We start from the raw sequence: 18,565 nt of genomic DNA, 5'->3' as shown, positions 1-18,565 counted from the left end.
GTGATCGCCACCGGATGGACCCGCAGCACAGACGGACAGTGGTGGCTTGAAGCCGAAGCGATCCTCCCTACACGCTTCGAGGACACCGAGGGCCGCAGCCGCCCGACCGGGGCACCCACCGCGATCACTTTGGCCGCCGACCAGGTCACCCCCATCCCCGGCGAGGACTACGGCACCGTCCCCCGGGATGGCGCGATCGCCGGGCGGCAGTGGGTGCTCGAAAAGCTGCACCAGTATGCGGACGACGATCCGGCGCGCCGTCTTCACCGCTGCGACTGCTGGCAGGCCAAAAGGGCTCACGCGCGGGTCACCACCGAGGACGCGATCGGTCTGCTCGCCCAGCAGGGCATGGATATATGCGACATATGCCGCCCGGATCGAGCACTCCGGCGCTGAGCTCGTGCCGCACTTCCCCTGCGCCCCGCTGCATCCCCGCTGGCCATGCCTCTTGGCCTGATCGTTTACTGAAGGCGATGTTCCAGGCCAGGCACCATGTCTCGCCAGGCACTCTGTGGGGTGCCGTTAACGAACGGCGACCTTCCGGGTGACGGGGCCTTCGATGCTGGGCTGTGGACCCCGCGGCCTCGCCGAGTCCTCTCGCGGGCAGTTCTATCGCAGCGTGCGCATCACGGTGGCGGGTCGCTCGCCTTTCTTGGCGCCTTGGCGACGACGAGCCGGGCGGCGATATCGCGCAAGCTCATGTTCTGGCTGCACAGGTGGAACGAATCTGTCACAAGCCGCAAATCCGGTCACCCAGGGCGGCGCTGGACGGTGTTCAGCGAGTGAGCTTTCGCCAAAGATTCCGCAGTCCACGAAACCGCCGCACCTCGCCTAGCGGTGGTTTGTTAAGGCGGGAGTGGGAGGTGGTGGCTGAGTGGTCGGCCGGTGCTGACTGCGTTGATCAGGTTTTGTAACTCTGCTGGTGGGGGCGTGCTGGACCAGGCTTTCCACCAGCGTTGCAGCATGATGGTGGGGGTCAGCCAGCTGCGGACGGCACGTAGGGCCTGGGGCCAGCGTGCCGGGTGGTGCGATCGGGTGCCCCCTCTCTGGCCGGGCCAGCCGGTTGGCGGGAGTCGGTGGCAGTCCGGCTTCCCAGCAGAAGGAGAACGCGCAGTTGACCAGGGTCTGGTGGCGGCGGATGGCGCGGTCGGTGCGGACCTGGAAGTCGGCCCAGCCCAGTTCGTCCTTGACCTGTTTGTAGCTCTGCTCGATCCAGTTGCGGATGCCGTAGATCCGCACGATCTCGGCGAGGTCGGCGGCCGGGTGGGGGCTGTCGGCCTGGCGTGTCGAGTTGGGGCGGGGCAGGTTGGTGGCCAGGTACCAGGTGGATTTCTCCGGCAGGGTGTCCGGGTGGGTAGTGGCCACCACCAGCCGGGTGGTGCCGTCCGGTCCCCACCAGCCCAGGGAGGCGTCGGCGGCCCACCAGGTGGTGGTGTGGCCGTCACGGAAGGTGCGGGTCACCGTCGTCCAGTCGCCCGGCCGGTCGGGGCCGTGCCAGGCCAGTTCCCGGGCGGCGTCGACCGGGGTGTGGGCATCGGGGCCGTAGGCCCAGGTGCCGCGGCGCCGTTTGAGGGCCATCACGAACGGCAGCCCGGCGGTGGCCAGTTCGCCGCGGAAGCCGTCCTGGTCGCCGTAGGCGCAGTCGGCCGCCACCGCGCGGAAGTCCACTCCGGCCTCCGTGGCCCGGCGGGCGAGAGCGGCAGCGATCTGCAGTTTCGTGGCGAAGCCCGGATCGCTGCGGCCCTTGGGGAAGTGGCGGGCGGGGTGTAGGGCACGGCGTGCAGCGGGTAGTACAGTCGCTCGTCGCCCACAATGTGGTGACGGTGACGACACCGTTGTCGGTCTTGCCGTATCGGCCCAGCCACTGCCGGCCCACGTTCGCGGTCGCGGTCCCGTCCTTCCGGTCGCCGGAGTCGTCGATGACCAGCACTCCACCGGCATGCGGAGCGGTGCGCGGATCATCCAGTAACCGCTCAAGACGACGGGCGTTGATCCGCTCGTGCTCCCAGGGGGATTCGGAGAGGAAGAACTGCAGCCGCTGCACTGCGGGGTGCTGGGCTCCCGCTACCGGCTCGGCCCCGGCCAGGCATGTCAGCGTTTTGTTCCGTTCGCGCGGCGCCAGCAACCCCGTGAGGTACTGACGAAAACCCCGACGCTGAGCCAGGGAGTCAAACAGATCATCGAAGCCGACGGCGTACTGCTCCAGCGGTCCCGGAGCCGGCGGACACGGACGACGAGCGGTCATCACACACCCCTCCTCGTCCTTCTACTGCGGTCCCGACCCGATGTCAACAAACCACCGCTAGGAGCTTGCGCGAGCGTTCGGGGATCGGTCACTGTGACCGATCCCCGAGGCACTCAGCACCAGTTCCAGACGGACCAGACGGGGCCCCAGTGTGCGTAGGCGTCCGAGGAGGGGGCGCCGCGGGCATGGTCGAGGTAGTACCCATACTTGTCGTAGAACCCGGTATCCGTGCCCGGTGTCTGGTTGTTGTACCAGGAACCTCCACTACCCATGCCGTCGGGAATTTCCTGCTCGTAGCAGTCCTTGTACTTGAATCCGAGCTGCTGGAAGTTGTTCTTCTTGTAGCCGCAGAAGTAACCCTTGGGACAGTCGGCTGGCGCGGACTGTATTGCAGTCTGCGCAGCGCTCGATGGGGCCGTGGACAGTGCTACGGCGGTGAGGGCTCCAGCAGCCACGAGAAGCCTCCGTAGAGACTGCCAGCGGGTGGGGTTGACCATGCGAGTTCTTCCCTTCGTGTCTGCGCATGTGTAAATGGTCGACCGGAACCGTCGAAGTCCTCCGGTGCCAGCTAGCCACGTAACAAGGTTTGTGGGTCGGCTGGTTGTTGTGCAGCTCCATTTTTCGCCATATGCAAGCCTTCTCCCCCTACGCCAGGAGCACCACCATTCTGGGAGTTCGTTCGCAGATCGGTTGCGGTGACCGTTGGAGGAACAGTGGCGATCTCTGGCATCTCCGCCGCAGGTCGTTGACCTGCGCTCTTGAGGATTGAAAACACGCACTCAGGAGCGCGCGAGCGCGAACGCGCGGCCGTCGCCGCCGAGGCGGTTCGCCGGGCGCTGCCGTGTGAGGGCTGCGGGCAGGAGCGGGCGGCCGGGCTGTGTGAGGCGTGCGGCTACCGGCGCGAGACCGAGGCCCTGACGGTGGAGGCCGGCCTGGTCGCGGCCACCTGGTCCGCCGATCTGGATGATGCGGACGAGGTCGCCTCCGTCGCTGACCGCGTGAGGCGGCCCGTGGAGATTGACATCGCCGCCGCCCGGCGCGCGTTCATGGGGCTGGTCGAGCCGGGCGAGCTGGACTCGGAGCCAACTGCGGCGGCGGCCGCGCTCGCCTTCGCCGTGCTCCAGGCGGTGCAGCAGGCGGCGCCGGAGTACCGGCGGTGCGCCCTGGCGATGCTGGGCCGGACCGAGGAAGCCGAAGCCGAGGCACGCCGGGCGTACGCGACCGAGCAGAAACGCCGCTGGTTCCGCGCGAACCCGAACGGCGCGGACGCGGTGGCCGCCGCGACGAAGGCCCACTGACGCCGCCCGGGAACGCACCGCCGAGTACCTTCTGGCAACGCGGCTGGAGCAGCTGCACGAGCAGACCGCGACCCACACCGAGATCGAGACGGCCGAGGCCGGGTGGATGATCTGCGGCAGGTGCCGGCCGCGGTGCGATTCCTGTCCTCTGAGCCGCTGCTGGGCTCGCTGGACGCGTTGGACGTCACTGGCATCGACTGGGTGATTGTGGGTGGGGAGTCGGGCCGCCGGGCCAGGCCCATGGACATCGGTATCGGGATAGCTGGCACGCGCCGTCAGCCGCACGAACCACGCCATCGTGCCCAATATCAGTGGGGTCGTACGGGCGACGCTGCGGCAATCGCAATCACTCACGTTCAGCCTTTTCTGTCTGCTGTTCAGCGCTGGGGACTCGAACGAAGTAGCGGGCGGGCGCGCCGATCGTCCCACTCAGGGCCACCCCGCGCCCGTCAGGGGGGCACGCACCTGATGGCGGCTGCGGTGCTCGCCCATGGTTCGCCATCCGCGCCGTGGGCGCCTGCGCAGAACCGGCGGCTGATCTTCTGCTCCACGTCGACCTCGCCGTACAGCTGTGCCCGCGGCTGTCCGACCCCCACGAGCAGGACAAGGCCTAACGACGGCTGCACGGCGCGGCCAAGGACCGGGGCGCACGCTCGCATCCGGGACATCGGCGAAGGCGCAGACGGAGGGGCTCCTCGGAAGCTCGTACGCTGTCGAGCTCGGGTGACATCGTCAGCCCGTGAGATGGCTCGCCCGGCGTTATTCAGTGATGCACGGCGGAACCGGTACGCCCGAGTACCGTTCCCCGTGGACCAGGGATCGCACCTCGCACACGGCCTGCCTGCCAGGACTGCGATCCGCGCTCGGCGGCCTCCTTCTAGCTGACGTCTGCGGTGGAACAGTCGTCGACGGCCGCTCGCGGCGCCACGTCGGCGGTCTGAGGGGCGCCCGGGGTTCGGCGCTGTCAAAGAGCTCTGGGGGCGGTGCCGTTCGTGTCAGGGCTCGGTGCCCGGCTGGCGCGGTCGAGTCCCCAGTGCACGCGCTTCCGCACTGCGGGATCGTCGTGTTGTTGGAAGCGCTTCAGGAAAGCCGAGGCGGTGGTCCCGCCGATCGTGCCGGCTGCCAGAACCACGGCCCGTGCTTCTTCGACAGTGATGCCGTCCGGCCCCGGCAGCAGGTCTAGCACCGCCGCCCCCGCCCCCGCGAGTAGACCAGCAGCTGCGTCGTCCCGGGGCGGAACGAGTGCCTTGGCCCGGCGGAGGACTTCCTGGCGGACCTCTGCGTCGGCCCGCGCCGCGTACTCGAGCGACGAAGTCGCGAGCAGGTGGATCCTCTCGCGGTGCTCCGGTTCCCGGTCTCCTCGTTGGACGAGCTCCAGCAGTAGCTGATCGGCTTCAGCTGAGCCGCAGTGGCCGACTGCCATGCGCACGATGTCTTCGTAGTGCGGGTCGTGGGCGTGATTGACCAGGAAGCCGAAGTGGTCCCCGTGCACGAGCCCCAGGGCCGCGAAGAAGTCCCGAAAGGTGCTGTGCTCGAAATCGACGGTGCCCTTCGTCTCACGCAGAACTCCGCTGCGGATCAGCAGATGGCGCAGCACCGACTTCGCGTTTCCCGCAGGGTCCGGTCTGATCCAGCGCAGGTCCTTCTCGAGGATGCGCACCGTACGGCTTTCGGTCATCTCGGTCGCCCCGTTCAGGGTCATCCAGAGCGCGAGGGACACGAGGAGACTCGCTTTTGAGCCCAAGTCCAGCCTGACACCCTCCGTAGAGCCGATTCCGCGTTGAATGTCGCGCTCTTCCAGCAGGAGGCGGAGTGCCGCGACATGCAGCGACATGGGGTCCTTTGGCAAGGACCCCTGGTTTTGGAGCCACAGTGCGCAGATCAGCGAACAGAGGCGGGGATTCGCCGCCATCTGCGCCGCGGGCCTGATGCTGTCCAGTTCGGCCCGCAGGAGTCTGCGCCCGCGCTCCGCGTACTTCCTGTACCCGCTCCAGCCTTCGGCCTCCAGCAGGGCGGCGAACCAGCGGTCGACAAACGTGCCCACGTCCTGGGGGCTCATCGGCAGCACGCTGAATCCGGTGAACTTGCTCGCGGTGAGCCAGCTGTCCGGCACTGCGGACGGGCGGGACGTCACCACCACAGCGGTGTGCTCGTGCTCAGCGAGGAGCGCCTTCAGCCAGTCACGCACTGCTTGGCGCTTGTCGTGCGGGACCTCGTCGATGCCGTCGATCAGGAGCAGGACCCGGCCCTTGCGCAGCAGCCGTGTCAGCCAGCCCACGGGCTGGAGGGACGCGCTTGGGTACTCCACGTCGTGCAGTAGGGTCTCGACTTGAGGAAGTTTCTGCGATTTGTGGAGGACCTTCCGCAGAGGGACGACGATGGGCACCCTGGCCTGGAGCTGGTCCAGCTCGGAGGGCAGATCCCCCTGCGCGGCCCGCACCGCGAGCCAGTGCATGAGTGTGGTCTTTCCGGATCCGGCAGTGCCCTGGAGCAGGATCCGCGTCCGGCCGTGCAGCGCGTCCTGGATGCGTTTGCCGGCCGCCACGTCGATGGCGGAGCGGCCGGGGGCGGGGCGGGGCGCTGTCTCTGCGAGTTCGAGGGCGATGAAGGCCGTGTCGAGGGGCCATACGATCGTGCCGAGTGCGGAGCCGGCGCCCAGCGTCTCGACCTGGTCGAAGCCGCGTGCGACGAAAGTGCCGGTACTGCACTTCGAAGTCGCGGTCCTCGCGCTCCTGGTCGGAAAGGTCGTCCAGGGCCTCTACGGCGACGGTCGTGCCGCCGTGCGTGCGCAGGGCGTCCTGGAATCCCCGATCGTCGGTGATCACTCGCACCGGGACCGCTTCCAGCCGGCCGTTCTGCCAGCGGGTCGGTGCCGTGGCGACCACGCCGATCAGTGCACCTCCGCAGAAGAGACCGGCCCCCGACAGGCCCGACCAGGGCGATCCGTCCGCCGTTGATTGCGGTGGATGCCGCTGATGTCCAGCGCATACCGGCCACGCAGGATCCCTGACCCTGGTTTGACCCGGCCGTCGAGCTGATCGCTGTCGAGTTCGCCCGATTCGTCGCGCTGGACCTGTGGGAAGCCGATGGCCGTGCAGTTCTCTTGGATATCTAGGCGGACCAGCTCGCCCCAGCGCAGCGGGGCGAAACGGGACGACACGGCATCCGGCACGAGGTCGGCGCGTGCCACGAGCAGGGCCGCATCGCACGCCTTGTCCTTGCGTCGCCACACGACATCACAGAGCACCTCGCCGAACCCGCCGATCACCACTGCTTCGGCGGTGCCCTGTTCCTCCACAACGTGCGCGGCCGTGAGGACCAGCCGTGACCCGACGAGGTAGCCGCTGCCCTGCCGCGCGCCGATGACGGCAGCGACACGCGAGAGGTCCGGGTTCACGACCCGCCCCCGGACGAAGGCGCGGCCCGCGTGAAGCCGGCGGTGCCGCCACGATCGGTGTTTCCGATTTCCAGGGTGCGTCCCTCCGGATCCTTGGGGCTCAGCGCAAGCTTCACCCGATGCGTATCGGCCCGACCTCGCGACACATCGGCTCCGGCGGTGACCACCCATGCCTTGAAGCCGGCCTTGCCCTTGCGGTCCTTGCGCAGCTCGACCGTGAACTCCAGCTCGATGGCGTCCACCGCGAAGCGGACCGCCCGGCTGGCGCCCTGTGCGGCGGCTTCCAGCAGCTCGTCGCGCAACCACTGGACTGCCTTAGCCAGTTCGACGCCTTCCAAATCCTGGCCCATCGTTCCCCCGTGCACAGAGCCGCGCTTTGACGCGGGCGCAGCGTGACCGCCCGAGGGCAGAGCGTAGCGCCTGGATTGGGTGCTCGTCAGGTAGTCGGAGAACATGAACCGGTCGCCGGCAGCCGCGGTCTGCCGGGGGCCGCCCCGATGCGTGCGGGCGGATTCATCACGGACGAACAGTTCCAGGACCTCGGTGAAACAAACCCCTCGCCCGCTCACATCAGCGATCACCTTGAGCGTGTGCTGTCAGTGCGAGGTTCCTGGGAATCTCCCCGGACCATCACGGGCCTCTCATCTGAAAGGGCACAGAAAATAGCAGGTGAGTGAGTTTCGTCGGTACCCCGAGCATCGGGTGCGCCGACCCCGGTCCACCGCGTCCGCGCGATCTTGTCTGTTCACGTTTCGTCCCGAGGTCTTTTCCCTGACGGACTGCCGACCTTTGAGGTCCGCCAGCTCGTATCCGATGCCATTGCCCGCAGTATCCGGTGCCGCGGCGGGTGGCAGCCGACGCTGAGTGCGATGTTCTCTTCGGGGCGAAGACGCTGCTTCAACGGTCCTCGCGTAGCAGTCGCCCGCTTGAGCAACTTTCGGGCTCCCGTATCGGCGTCCACGATGACCTGCACATTCGCGGAGAACCGATCATTGCGTGAGGACGCGCCCACCGTCCGGTCGCGGACCGGGATGAGGGTGCCGTCCACGATCCACAACCGGTCGGCCGCCTGCTGCGGGGGCCGCACCGGCTCGAGCGCGAGGAGTGCTCCAAGGCGCTGGATGACCCGGCACACGGTGGCCGGCGAGACGCCGAACAACGGCGCGAGCTGCCGCATCGTGAGGTTCGTGCGGTAGTACACGGCCACCAGCAGGACCCGTTCCGGCAACGGAAGACACCAGGGGCGGCCCCATCCGCAGCCCTCACCAGCTGTACTGACCGTTCCTGGCGGCCTGGTGCCGGGTGCTGAACGCACCGAGCTGTGGCACGGAGTAGCCGGAGGGGCCGACCCCAGCCCGTCCCGATCAGCGCCATCAGGCGTCCACGCCGACGGAAATGAGGGCGGGCCGCACGTCCCCGAGGTAGCCGCGGGCCCCGAGGTCTCGTGTGTAGCGGGTAGCGGGTTTCTGACGGCGCTGGAGGCCGACGATGTGCCGGACGACCACAACCAGCGCCGGGCGTCAAGAAGGCCGGTACGCCTACCGCGTGGCGAGTTCGCGTACCGTCGCCATGTCGCTGAACGGCAGCAGTTCCTCGTTGACGATCTGGTAGGGCTCGCTGCCTTTGCCCGCGATCAGGATGACGTCGCCGTGCCCTGCGGCGGACAGGGCGAAGGAGATGGCGCGGCGGCGGTCGGCGAACCGTTCGAAAGTGGTGCCGCTCGCGAGCAGGCCCGGGACGATCTGATCCATGATCGTCTGGGGGTCTTCGTTCCGGGGATTGTCCGAAGTGAGAACGCACAGATCGGAGTAGGTGCCGGCGATCTCCCCCATCTGGGCGCGCTTGGTGACGTCCCGGTCCCCGCCGCAGCCGAAGACCGTGACGACCCGGCCAGAGGCGAAGCCGCGGATGGTGGTCAGCACCTTCTCCAGTGAGTCCGGGGAGTGCGCATAGTCCACGATGACGGACGTGCCGTCCGGGGTCTCGTAGCGTTCGAACCTTCCCGGATCGGGGGCATCTGCTCGAGTGCGGCGACCAGTCCGGCCAGATGGTGCCCGATGAGGTGGCAGGCTGCGACAGTGGCCAGTGCGTTGGAGACGGAGAACCGTCCAGGCACGGGGATCACCGCCGGATACTTGTGGCCGGCGTGGTGCAGGGTGAAGCGGGTGCCGACGGCGTCCATGGTGAGGTCGGTCGCCCGGTAGTCCGCCTCCGCGTCGATGCCGTCGTGACGACCGCGCCGGGCATCATGGCCCCGATGCAGGCTCCGACCGGGTCGTCGGCGTTGACCACCGCACGCCGGCACAGCCCCTGGAACAGACGCAGTTTGGCGTCCCGGTAGTTTTCCATGGTGCCGTGGTCGTCCAGGTGATCCTGCGTCAGGTTGGTGAATACCCCTACATCGATGAACGAGTGGTCGAGGCGGTGGGTCAGCAGGCCCATCGACGTGGCTTCGAGCGCCACGGTGCCGACACCGCGGTCGCGCATGCACCCGAGCAGATACTGGAAGTCCGGCGACTCCGGTGTGGTCAGTACCGACGTCGGCATCGGGATCAGTTCGTCGCCGATCCGGCTGCCGCCCGTCCCGATGCCCCCCACCCTGGCGTGCTCGGCGACCCTCAGCACCGACTCCACCATGGAGGAAACCGACGTCTTTCCGTTGGTGCCCGTGACGGCCACCATCTTCATCTGCCGGCCTGGCTCCCCGTGGTAGCGGGAGGCGACGACCGCGGCCGCCTTGCGCGTGTCCGCGACGGCTACGACGCATACACCAGTTGCCGAAGCCCAGGTCGCGACCGGAAGTGGCGACGTCGCGGAGTCGATGAGTATCGCCACCGCGCCGCGTGCGAGAGCCGGTCCGACGGACTCGGGGCCGCCCTCGCGATGGCCGGGCACCGCGATGAACAGGGATCCCGGAGCGGCGCGGTGGGCGTCGAAGCCGGTGCCTCCGGTGATTCCTCGTCTCCGGATCGCCCTCGATGACTTCATGATCGTGCCCGGCGAGCAGCTCGCTCAACTTCACAAGGCTCCTCTCGGAGATGCACCGGCTGCCGGTCGTCCGGCGGTCGGCGCGCAGGCGGCGCCAGGGCGCCAAGGGGTGACAAAGCAGGAAATTATGGCGAGAGCCGTCGCCGTACGGTTACAGAGGCGGGGAGGGGCTGCTGCCGCGCAGAAAATGGTCCGCCCGCAGGGGCGGGATGATCTCGGAAATGCCGAGAATTACCCGGAATCGCTAGCCGTGGCCGTGCAACGCGCGACAGTAGATCGCCGGCGCGTTCACCGGGTCGACGGCCGTCGCGTACACGGCGGACGGGCACACGGCATGAGCGGCCTGGAACAGGCACTCCCTCACTGCGCATGTGCGACCCATGTGTGGAGTGTACGTCCAGCCGCGGGGGCCCATCCGCTGACGATCCTTTGGCCGGAGCTGCGGGTCCGATGGGCCCCACGGCCAGGAGGCGCTGTGGGGAAGTAGTCGGCGTGGCCGGGGAGCTGTTGGAGGCGCGTCGTCCAGGCCAGCGCCTTGCGGCAGCACACCCGGCGCCCAGCCCGGTGCGACCAGAGCCGCGACCAGGAGCGCGACACCGCGTTCCGGCTCGCCGGAACGCGGACCGGATGGTGCGGCCGACCATCATCAGCAGGTTGTGCCGTCCCTTCCACTGCCCCCGGTGGCCAGGTCGGCTCTCACGAGGTGGTCGGCGATCTGCGTCGAATAAGTGCTGGCAGCGGGCCGGGGCGGAGGCGCGGCGGGCGTATGCGACCGAGCAGAACCGCCGCTGGTTCCGCGCGATCCTGAACGGCGCGAAGGCGGTCGCCGCCGCGGTGAAGGCTGCTGGGATCGTCGCACCGTCCCAGCGGGCCAGGGCGAAGGCGATCACCGCCGTGATGGTGGAGAACGAGGCTGCCACGGCAGGGCGAGGAGGAAGAAGGCAGGGCATGTGTGGTCCATGAGCGCACCGCCTCGATCGCGTTGTGTCGGTGAGGAATGACCACGATCGCGGGCAGAGGTTACGGGCGGTCCGGTTGGATGGTTCTTCGGTGACAACGAGGGGTTGTCCGCCGAACAACTGAAGGGGAAGGCGAGTGGGTGGCGGAGGAGCCGACCGGGGCGGCCGTGGGCACTGCCGAGGGAGTTCGTGCACCGAGATCAATCAGCTCGTTGAGCTGGTGCGGTCCTGGATCGACGAGTCATCGGTTCCGGTGAGCCAGCTGCACCAGCGGCTCACCCCGGACCATTTCGTGCCCGGGCTGTGCCCGAGCTGCGCCGCCTACGAGGGTATGGCCGAAGTGAGCCCAAAAGGGCCATGGGATGATCTTGAAGCTACTCGTGCGATGACGGCCCTCTTGATCCCCGCCCGGCGACAGGGGGCCGTCGTCGTCCGGCGCGGGGACCAACGGAACAGCCAGTATCGGCGAGATTGATCTTTGGGCGGGTACGGGCCGCTGGAGGCGCTGGCCCGCAACAAGGTGAACGTGAAGGAGGTGCTCACCGCCTGGCCGGACATGCTCCGCGTCGCGGGCTCTCTGGTCACCAAACCGGGTGAGGACGTACGACTGCTGCGGATGTTCGGCCGTGAGGGCCACCCACGCCGCTCGGTCAGGTGTTCGCCGAGTACGGGTGGATCGCCAAGACCCTGCATCTGCTCGCCGTCGTCGACCCGGTGGACGACACCTACCGACGGCAGATGCACAAGCAGCTCACCGTCCAGGAGTCCCGCCACAAGCTGGCCCGGGACATCTGCCACGGCAAGAAGGGCACCATCCACCAGGCATACCGGACGGAATGGAAGACCAGCTTGGGTCAGTCGGACTCGTTGTGAACGCAGTCGTTCTATGGACGACACGCTACATCGACGCCCGTCCTGCCTGCGTGGTGCTTGTGCCCCGGGTTGCAGCGGTTAACCCGCAGATCACCGCTTTGCTCCTGTCTCCTGTCGCTGTTCGAGGTTGATTACCTCATCGTCGAACGCGCGGAAATCTATGTCGGCCGAGTAGACATGGGGCGGTGGTGTGGTTATGATTTCTCTTGTAGCCGAGATCAACGGGGCCTGGCAGAGACGAACTGCCGGCAGCGGTACCGCAGTACACGCAGTTGCAGTGCGCAGGACGGTGCGGTGGTGGAGTTCCGAAGCCAGGGATGTCGCAGGACGGCGACGGGACTGACGGCCGGACCGGGTGGCCCGCAGTGATCAGGGGCCGCCATGAGCAGTAACGGAGTGGCAGTTCAGTAAGTGCAGTTCGCAGTACCAGCAGTGAGGTCAGTGAGCGGTACCTCGGTGAAGGCGTCGGCTGCGGACGCGCGCACCGGGAAGTTCGGCAGTGGGGTTCTAAGCCAGAGCAGACGCAGGACGGGCGACGGGGCTGGCTGCCGAAGAGTGGCGCTTACTCAGGTCACCAGCAGTTCGCATCACCAGTAGTACCAGCAGTACGCAGTCCCGTTGGGAAGTAGTTCATCAAGAGGGAAGAACGGAGGAGCCGAGCGCCATCAGGATCGCCCGGGCGGGAGTCTTTTTGAGCCCGGGTACCGCAGGACATCGATAGTGAGGTGGTCTCCGGTCAAGCAAACCGCGATCCCGTACACCCGACAGCTCCCAAGTCGGGTCGGCGGAAACAGAAAGCCGGCGCAGTACCAGGGCCGGCAGATGGTGTAACAGCCCCTTCGGGGCCCTGGTGTCATACGGCACCAGGGCCCCTCAGCGCGTTCCACAGAGAGGTGCAATGACAGCAGACGATTCGTTCGGCCGTCTCAATGACGACGACTACCCCGCTTACACCATGGGCCGGGCCGCCGAGTTGCTCGGCACCACCCCGGCTTCCTCCGCGCCCTGGGTGAACACCGCCTGATCACCCCCTGCGCTCCGAGGGCGGCCATCGCCGCTACTCCCGCTACCAGCTCCGCATCGCCGCCCGCGCCCGGGAAATGTCGACCAGGGCACCCCCATCGAGGCCGCCTGCCGCATCGTCATCCTCGAAGACCAACTCGAAGAAAGCCCAGCGCATCAACGCCGAACACCGCGCGCGGCATCCCGGAGCGAGGCCGACATCTGACCCGCAGTCCGGGGCGACGCGCCGGGCCGTATTCTTTCCGCCGATCTCAGAATATGAACGCATGATCGCCGAAGATGCTCAGCCGCCGGCACACGGGCGGAAGCCCCAGCCCCGCTCCGGCACCACGCCGACGCCCCGCGGCCTCCGCGGTTGATGCGCCTATTGGCACATCCGGCCGGCTGACTGCCGGGCAGAGCGCCGCCCTGGAAGGCGGGGCGGAGCGCGTGCGGCTGCGCTGAAGCCGAGGATGCGCGGGCTGGCTGCACGTCGGCGTGTTCCCCTCTCGCTGGTCGGCGGATCGTCCTGATCGCTGCTTCGCGCTCGCTGCGGCAGTGGCGGCCTGTTCGGTGTACGCGCTGTCGGCCTGCCTGCTGTTCGGTACCAGCGCGGTCAACCACCGCGGAACGTGGGGTCCATACGGGGAGGTGGTCTTGCGGCGGCTGGACCACGCGAACATCTTCCTGATCATCGCCGGCACGTACACCCACTGGCGGTACTGCTGCTGCCCGCGGGTCAGCACTGGTGCTGCTGGCCGTGGTGTGGGCAGGCGCCTTGGCCGGCATCGCCTTCCGCATGCTGTGGATCGGTCGTCCCGGTGGCTGTACACTCCCGTGCTGCATCGTCCTGGGCGGGGTGGCCGTCTTCTACGTGCCGACTTCGCGCGCACGGGGCACCGCAGTGGTCGTACTCGTCATTGCCGGTGGCCTGCTCTACACCGCGGTCGCGGTCGTGTACGGACTCAAGCGCACTGACCCTTCACCGTCCTGGTTCGGCTTTCACGAGGTCTTCCACGCCCTCACCATCGCCGCCTTCACCGCGCACTACACGGCCATCGTCCTGGCAGTCACTGTGCTCAGCCACCGAGGTTGGGGGCAGGCATGATCCTTCGAGTGGCAGCTTCGAGTGGTGAACGACAACCATCTTCCTTAACTCTGCGGTCCCGGTAAACCAGTATCTAAGCCCGCGAGATGAGGGTTCTACGCCCGGCGTGGGGAGAGTATTTTGGCGATGAACAGAGCGAGGTTATTTAAGCGAACGCAGGCCGATACGGCGTGCTACTGTCGACCTCAGTTGCAGTCGCGGCAGGGGCAGCCCCCCCGCAGCATGTCGGCCGCCGGGTATTCCGCGGATGGGAGCCGAGCCTTGGAGCTCCTCCTCGTTGACCCCGACCGCGGCGTGTCCAGGCCTGGCGTCTCGACCTCGCTGACGCCGGACGGGTACGAACTGGCCACCGCGGTGGATGTTGTGGCCGAAAGAGTCCGACAGGCTGCCCCGGCCTCTCGACCGGCTTTCCTTCGGCCGATGTCTGAGGCGATGGCTGGTGACTGATCACACTCAGAGCCGAGCGATCACCGGCGCGAACTCGTGTGCGAGGGCCTGCTGGATCGTAAAGTACGTGTAACCCCACTGTTCCCGACGTTCATGCAGTCGTTCGACGATCTGTAGCACGCTGCCGAGGAGCACGATCGCGACGTGATCACCTCAGTGGCGGGGGCGCCGAAGAGGTGCTCAAGCTCTGCGGCGGCTCCGAGTGCGTCGGGCACGACGCCGGCAAAGCGCAGCCAGCCATGGATCTCAAGGTCGTCGAAGCGTGCTCCCGCCGCTTCCCGCATCCCAGGTGAGCTTTCGGTCGATACTGGGTGGGAGTGCGTCGGGCGCGGAGGCGCCCGTTGCGTACTGGATGGCAAGGACGGGTTCACACCCACGATATCCGCGTGCGCTCCGGCGAAGGTGAGAACGCGCCTGCCCCCGCCCGCCACGAGGATCGGGGGGCCGCCGACCGGTGCGGCGTGGGCGTTCCCAGCAATTCCGAGATCCGGTAGTGCGCCCCGGAGTAGTTGAGCGGGCCGTCACTGAACAGTCCTTGAGCACCGTGACGTGCTCGATCAGCCGGTCGACGCGGATGCCGGGTGAGGCCATCGGGATCCCGGAACACCTGTAGTCACGCACTCTGGTATCCGGCAACCGACGCCCACTTCGAGTCGGCCCTGCGACAGCTGGTCGATGGACGCCAGCTCCCGGGCGAGCACTGCCGGGTGCCGGAAATCCGCGGCGAGCACGGCCGGGGCGACCCGCAACGTGGTCGTCGCGGCCGCCGCCATGGCCATCGCGGTGATCGGGCCGTAGCCCTCGTCGAGGTGGTCGGGAACGAACAGCGTCGAGTAGCCCAGTGATTCCAGTTCCCGGCCGAGTCCGCCCAGGTCCGGCCGGGGAACGGCGCCATCATCTCCACGCCGAAGCGGAACGGCCGCGGCGCAGGTCCACGAACACGTCCTGGTACGGGCGCGGGCTCGGCCTCTTGGCAGGTTGTTGCATCGCCACTCGATTCTCCGATCTGTGTTCCGCACAGGACGATCAGCGGTCGACTGCGGCACCTGTCGACCGCGCATCGCTACACAAGGGCCAGCGCATTGGCCGGGGAACCAATTCCGCCTCGCTTGTTGCAACGGGGCGCTGGTAAGCAGACCGGAGTAACGACGTTCCCGGTGACAGTATTCAGCGAGCTGCTCCAAGTTGAACATTTCTCCAACCGCCATGCCGAGCAGCGCGATGAGCCGGAAATGCAGAAACCGCGTCAACTGCCGTGTTGTCGAAGGGCATCACCTCAAGAGCAGGAACGTCCGCGGCCACGGCACTGATCCCGTTGTCCCACAACCATTCGAGAACGGCATCGGTGCGTGCCAAGCCCGGACTGCCTTGATCCTGGGTGTTGGCGGCGAGCCGACGACGTTCGTCTTCGCCCAGTTTCTCGTACCAGGCCGTCCAGCCGAATCGGATCAGCAGGATGTCGCCACGACGCCAGTTCGACGTCCTGTGCCGCACGAATATCCTCCAAGTCCGCAGCGTCGAACGGGACCGACAGGTCGGCATCGATGGGGGCACCGCGGTCGCGCGATACTGGCAGGCATCCAGGAGCACGAAGCGGCCGGCGATTCCGCGCTCGGCCATACATGTATGCCAAGCGCGTCGCCGACCGTACCGACTTCTCGCCTGGCGTTGTAGAACCCATAGTTCGGGTGAGCGATATGAGACAGTGCGTCCCACTGGCTGGACCGCTGCGGGTAAAAGCCGTCGTAGCGGTCGTCATTGCCACCGTTCTCTTCCGCGATGACGGTGTGCACCAACGGCAACCGGCCGAACAACGGAGGGTCGGGCAAGTCCAGATCCCAGTCGAGCGGAAACACCAGCCCAGCCGCACCAGTCGGGCGGCGTCTCTCACATGCTCCGGCGTCAGCCGATTGATCGTTCCCGCCTCGTCGTCCTCGCCGAACACCCCCAACTGGACCCAGGTGGCGTCCTGGCAGCCAACTGCGTGTAGCTCGGCTCATTTTCACGCATCATCATGCCTTTCGGCAGAGGTCTCACGCAGGGGTTCCACCGCCGCTGTCCGCTCCACTCGGACTTCCTTGGACAGCATCACCGGGACAATAGCGACAAGCATGATTCCTCCACCCACCGCCATCGTAGTCGCCAACCGGGCGTGACCGGTCGCGTTCTCGTTGAACCAGGACCCACTCCGCTTGACGAGAAACATCCCGGCAACGACCTGGAGACATGACGTGATCCCGGAAAGCGTACCCGTGAATCGCGGTCCGGCGAGTTCCGCCCAGTACGCGTTCATGGTGCCGAAGTAGATCAGATTCGCGACCATGACCCCGCCGCCGAGCAGCAGCGCCCACGGCACCCACCCCATCGGCACCAGCGCAGCGATGAGAAACGCGACTCCGCCCAGCAGGAACCCCACGGCTATCCACATACACGTCCGCCCTCCGAACACGCGCTGCAGAACAAGGCCGTTCAGGAACGAAAAGGTGACCGGAATTACGGTGATCGCAGGCAGGACAACCGCGACGACATCCGGGTTGACCTTGTCAAGATTGATCAGGCCGAACGACAACCAGTTCAGCGACAACCAGATCGGGCTGATGAGCAGACCCGAGATGCCGAACAAAATGACACTGCGATTACGCAGCAAACTCAGCATCTCCCGAAACCCGACCCGGCCGAGCTGCCGCGCGGCAGCCGCCTCGACTCCTTCGATCAGAGCAATCTCGCCCGCACTGATTCCGCGCATCCGCCGTGGCTCGTCGGAGATCCAGAACAGCAAGATCAACGAGGTACGGTGAAGACGGCCACCGCGATGAATGCCAACTGCCACGAGGCGTGGTTCGCGATCGGGAGTGCGATCAGCGGTGTGACCATCGACGAGATACCGGCACAGGCACCGGTCGTCAACGAGGTTACCTTGGTCCGCTCATGGGATGGGAACCAGGTCGCCAGAATTCGAAATGTCGGCGCCAGCAACAGACCGAACACGAACCCGAACGCCAGATTTCGCCACCACATTTCATTGTAGGTGCGCACAAAGACCATACTCACCGACAGCACGGTGACCCCGAAGCCGCAGGTCAGCAGCATTATCTTCGACCCAAAACGGTCGGCGAGCACGCCGGCGATGGCCAGCATCGGAGCATACCCGAGCAGATACGCGGACAACACGCCCGACACCTGAGCGGGAGTCAGCGCCAGCGAATCCGACCAGAACGGGGCAAGTTGCGAGACCTTGGCCTCGTCAAGCCACACTCCGAAGTTCAGCGCGACGACGACGCCGAATACAAACCAGCGCCGGCGTGAAATACTTTCCGGCGGGGGGCCAGTGGTCTGCCGTGACGAAGATTCCATCGAGACGATCTCTCGGAATGCGGAGCGTATTACGTTCATGAATCACCGCTGCATCCCCCTTCATTGGCGACGTCGCCACCTGGCCAATGCAAGCGCACAAAGGCGGTTCCCGATCTGAAGCCGGCCCTGTCCCAGTGCTCATTCCGCGGGCCACGGCAGCCGGACATCGACTGGTCAGCTTCCCGTGTCCCGTAGGTCCGCGAACGCCTGGTCGGTGCGGTCGAGGATGGCGTCGATGTCGGCATCGGTGTGCGCGGCCGAGAGGAACCAGTTGTGCCATGGGTGCAGGTACACGCCGCGCCGACCGCGGCCTCGGCCCATGCGGTGCCCAGGCTCAGGTCGTCGTCGCCCGAAGTACAGGACGGGCATCTGCACAGGACCGGTCTGGCGGATCTCGTACCCGTGGGCGGCCGCCTGCGCCGCCAGGCCCTCCCGCAGCCGGGTGCCGGTACGGAGCATGTCCGGCAGCGCCTGTCCGTTGCGCAGTTCGCGCAAGGTGGCCAGGCCAGCGGCGAGCGGCACCGCCGCGTACCAGAACGAGCCCGTCACATAGACCGAACTCACAGCGTCGCGTAGCGCGTCGATCCCTGTAACAGCGCCAAGTGGCTGCCCGTTGGCCAGCGCCTTGGACCAGGCCGAAAGGTCGGGCCGGACGCCGAGTGGTTCCCAGCTGCCCCCGAGGTGCAGCCGGTGTCCGCAGCGGACGTCGTCGAGGATCACGGCGCCGGTGCGGTCGGCCAGCGCCCGCAGGCCATGGGCGAACGCCGGGTCGGCGAGTTCCTGGTCGCGCCGCACGTCGTGGCGCATGGGGCAGACGATGATCGCCGCGAGGTCGTCGCCCGCCTCGGCCGCGGCCCGTTCCGCAGAGAGCAGGTCGTTGTACTCGTAGCGGAT

The 18,565-nt window shown here is 67.1% G+C and carries 12 protein-coding genes and 6 pseudogenes; 6 read left to right on the top strand and 12 right to left on the bottom strand.

The window, feature by feature from the left end:
* Nucleotides 1–396, top strand: coding sequence for a DUF6233 domain-containing protein (locus KHP12_RS07440; protein ID WP_308036073.1), 396 nt, complete (start codon nt 1–3; stop codon nt 394–396).
* Nucleotides 397–831: 435 nt separating this feature from the next.
* Here the strand turns inward: KHP12_RS07440 and KHP12_RS07435 are convergent.
* Nucleotides 832–2,245: pseudogene (locus KHP12_RS07435) on the bottom strand (IS701 family transposase).
* A gap of 113 nt (nt 2,246–2,358) precedes the next feature.
* A complete protein-coding gene (locus KHP12_RS07430; protein ID WP_143678574.1) occupies nt 2,359–2,742 on the bottom strand; it encodes a hypothetical protein in 384 nt (127 codons plus the stop codon).
* A gap of 261 nt (nt 2,743–3,003) precedes the next feature.
* On the opposite strand from KHP12_RS07430, the gene KHP12_RS50780 reads away from it, so the two are divergent.
* A complete protein-coding gene (locus tag KHP12_RS50780; protein ID WP_246643049.1) occupies nt 3,004–3,543 on the top strand; it encodes a hypothetical protein in 540 nt (179 codons plus the stop codon).
* A 102-nt stretch (nt 3,544–3,645) separates the two neighbouring features.
* The gene (locus KHP12_RS07420; RefSeq protein WP_211832032.1) at nt 3,646–4,428 is read left to right on the top strand and encodes a DUF5131 family protein; all 783 of its coding nucleotides are present in this window, start codon (nt 3,646–3,648) and stop codon (nt 4,426–4,428) included.
* A 79-nt stretch (nt 4,429–4,507) separates the two neighbouring features.
* Here KHP12_RS07420 and KHP12_RS07415 read toward each other — a convergent pair whose 3' ends face one another.
* From KHP12_RS07415 to KHP12_RS07395, 5 genes and pseudogenes are all read right to left on the bottom strand, one after another.
* Complete coding sequence (locus KHP12_RS07415; RefSeq protein WP_211832030.1) at nt 4,508–6,088, bottom strand: NACHT domain-containing protein; 1,581 nt, start codon at nt 6,086–6,088, stop codon at nt 4,508–4,510.
* Nucleotides 6,089–6,433: 345 nt separating this feature from the next.
* Nucleotides 6,434–6,940: a trypsin-like peptidase domain-containing protein gene (locus KHP12_RS52320; RefSeq protein ID WP_211832027.1), complete on the bottom strand. Its 507-nt coding sequence runs from the start codon at nt 6,938–6,940 to the stop codon at nt 6,434–6,436.
* Nucleotides 6,937–7,521, bottom strand: coding sequence for a trypco2 family protein (locus KHP12_RS52830; protein ID WP_211831428.1), 585 nt, complete (start codon nt 7,519–7,521; stop codon nt 6,937–6,939). Before KHP12_RS52830 ends, KHP12_RS52320 begins: the two co-directional genes overlap by 4 nt.
* A gap of 365 nt (nt 7,522–7,886) precedes the next feature.
* A pseudogene (locus tag KHP12_RS07400) lies at nt 7,887–8,189 on the bottom strand (transposase family protein); the annotation flags it as partial.
* A 289-nt stretch (nt 8,190–8,478) separates the two neighbouring features.
* A pseudogene (locus tag KHP12_RS07395) lies at nt 8,479–9,962 on the bottom strand (UDP-N-acetylmuramoyl-L-alanyl-D-glutamate--2,6-diaminopimelate ligase).
* Nucleotides 9,963–11,374: 1,412 nt separating this feature from the next.
* Here KHP12_RS07395 and KHP12_RS07390 point away from each other — a divergent pair.
* The 3 pseudogenes from KHP12_RS07390 to trhA form a co-directional block, all read left to right on the top strand.
* A pseudogene (locus tag KHP12_RS07390) lies at nt 11,375–11,798 on the top strand (Tn3 family transposase); the annotation flags it as partial.
* Between the two features lie 860 nt (nt 11,799–12,658).
* Nucleotides 12,659–12,980: pseudogene (locus tag KHP12_RS07385) on the top strand (helix-turn-helix domain-containing protein); the annotation flags it as partial.
* Nucleotides 12,981–13,049: 69 nt separating this feature from the next.
* Nucleotides 13,050–13,870: pseudogene (gene trhA, locus KHP12_RS53320) on the top strand (PAQR family membrane homeostasis protein TrhA).
* A 1,004-nt stretch (nt 13,871–14,874) separates the two neighbouring features.
* Here trhA and KHP12_RS53315 read toward each other — a convergent pair.
* The 5 genes from KHP12_RS53315 to KHP12_RS07355 form a co-directional block, all read right to left on the bottom strand.
* Nucleotides 14,875–15,378, bottom strand: a complete 504-nt coding sequence (locus KHP12_RS53315; RefSeq protein WP_372455179.1) for an LLM class flavin-dependent oxidoreductase — start codon at nt 15,376–15,378, stop codon at nt 14,875–14,877.
* Nucleotides 15,379–15,484: 106 nt separating this feature from the next.
* Nucleotides 15,485–15,937, bottom strand: coding sequence for a cyclase family protein (locus KHP12_RS07370; RefSeq protein WP_211832022.1), 453 nt, complete (start codon nt 15,935–15,937; stop codon nt 15,485–15,487).
* A 382-nt stretch (nt 15,938–16,319) separates the two neighbouring features.
* Nucleotides 16,320–17,102, bottom strand: a complete 783-nt coding sequence (locus KHP12_RS07365; protein WP_211832020.1) for an MFS transporter — start codon at nt 17,100–17,102, stop codon at nt 16,320–16,322.
* Nucleotides 17,099–17,710 (bottom strand): MFS transporter, encoded by a 612-nt coding sequence (locus tag KHP12_RS07360; protein ID WP_211832018.1) that lies wholly within the window; start codon nt 17,708–17,710, stop codon nt 17,099–17,101. The genes KHP12_RS07365 and KHP12_RS07360 overlap by 4 nt, the downstream gene beginning before the upstream one ends.
* Before the next feature lie 135 nt (nt 17,711–17,845).
* Nucleotides 17,846–18,565: aminotransferase class III-fold pyridoxal phosphate-dependent enzyme (locus KHP12_RS07355; protein WP_211832016.1), on the bottom strand; the 720-nt coding region annotated here is incomplete at its 5' end.

Origin of the sequence: Streptomyces asiaticus (assembly GCF_018138715.1) — a bacterium.
Lineage (GTDB): Bacteria > Actinomycetota > Actinomycetes > Streptomycetales > Streptomycetaceae > Streptomyces > Streptomyces asiaticus.
Note: the sequence above shows the minus strand (reverse complement) of the source record. Positions and strands in the feature narration are given on the sequence as shown.

Coding starts and splice junctions, on each gene's coding strand:
- KHP12_RS07430 (WP_143678574.1), bottom strand. CDS start 2,742: ATGGTCAACCCCACCCGCTGGCAGTCTCTACGGAGGCTTCTCGTGGCT.
- KHP12_RS53315 (WP_372455179.1), bottom strand. CDS start 15,378: ATGCGCGGTCGACAGGTGCCGCAGTCGACCGCTGATCGTCCTGTGCGG.
- KHP12_RS07370 (WP_211832022.1), bottom strand. CDS start 15,937: ATGGCCGAGCGCGGAATCGCCGGCCGCTTCGTGCTCCTGGATGCCTGC.
- KHP12_RS07360 (WP_211832018.1), bottom strand. CDS start 17,710: ATGAACGTAATACGCTCCGCATTCCGAGAGATCGTCTCGATGGAATCT.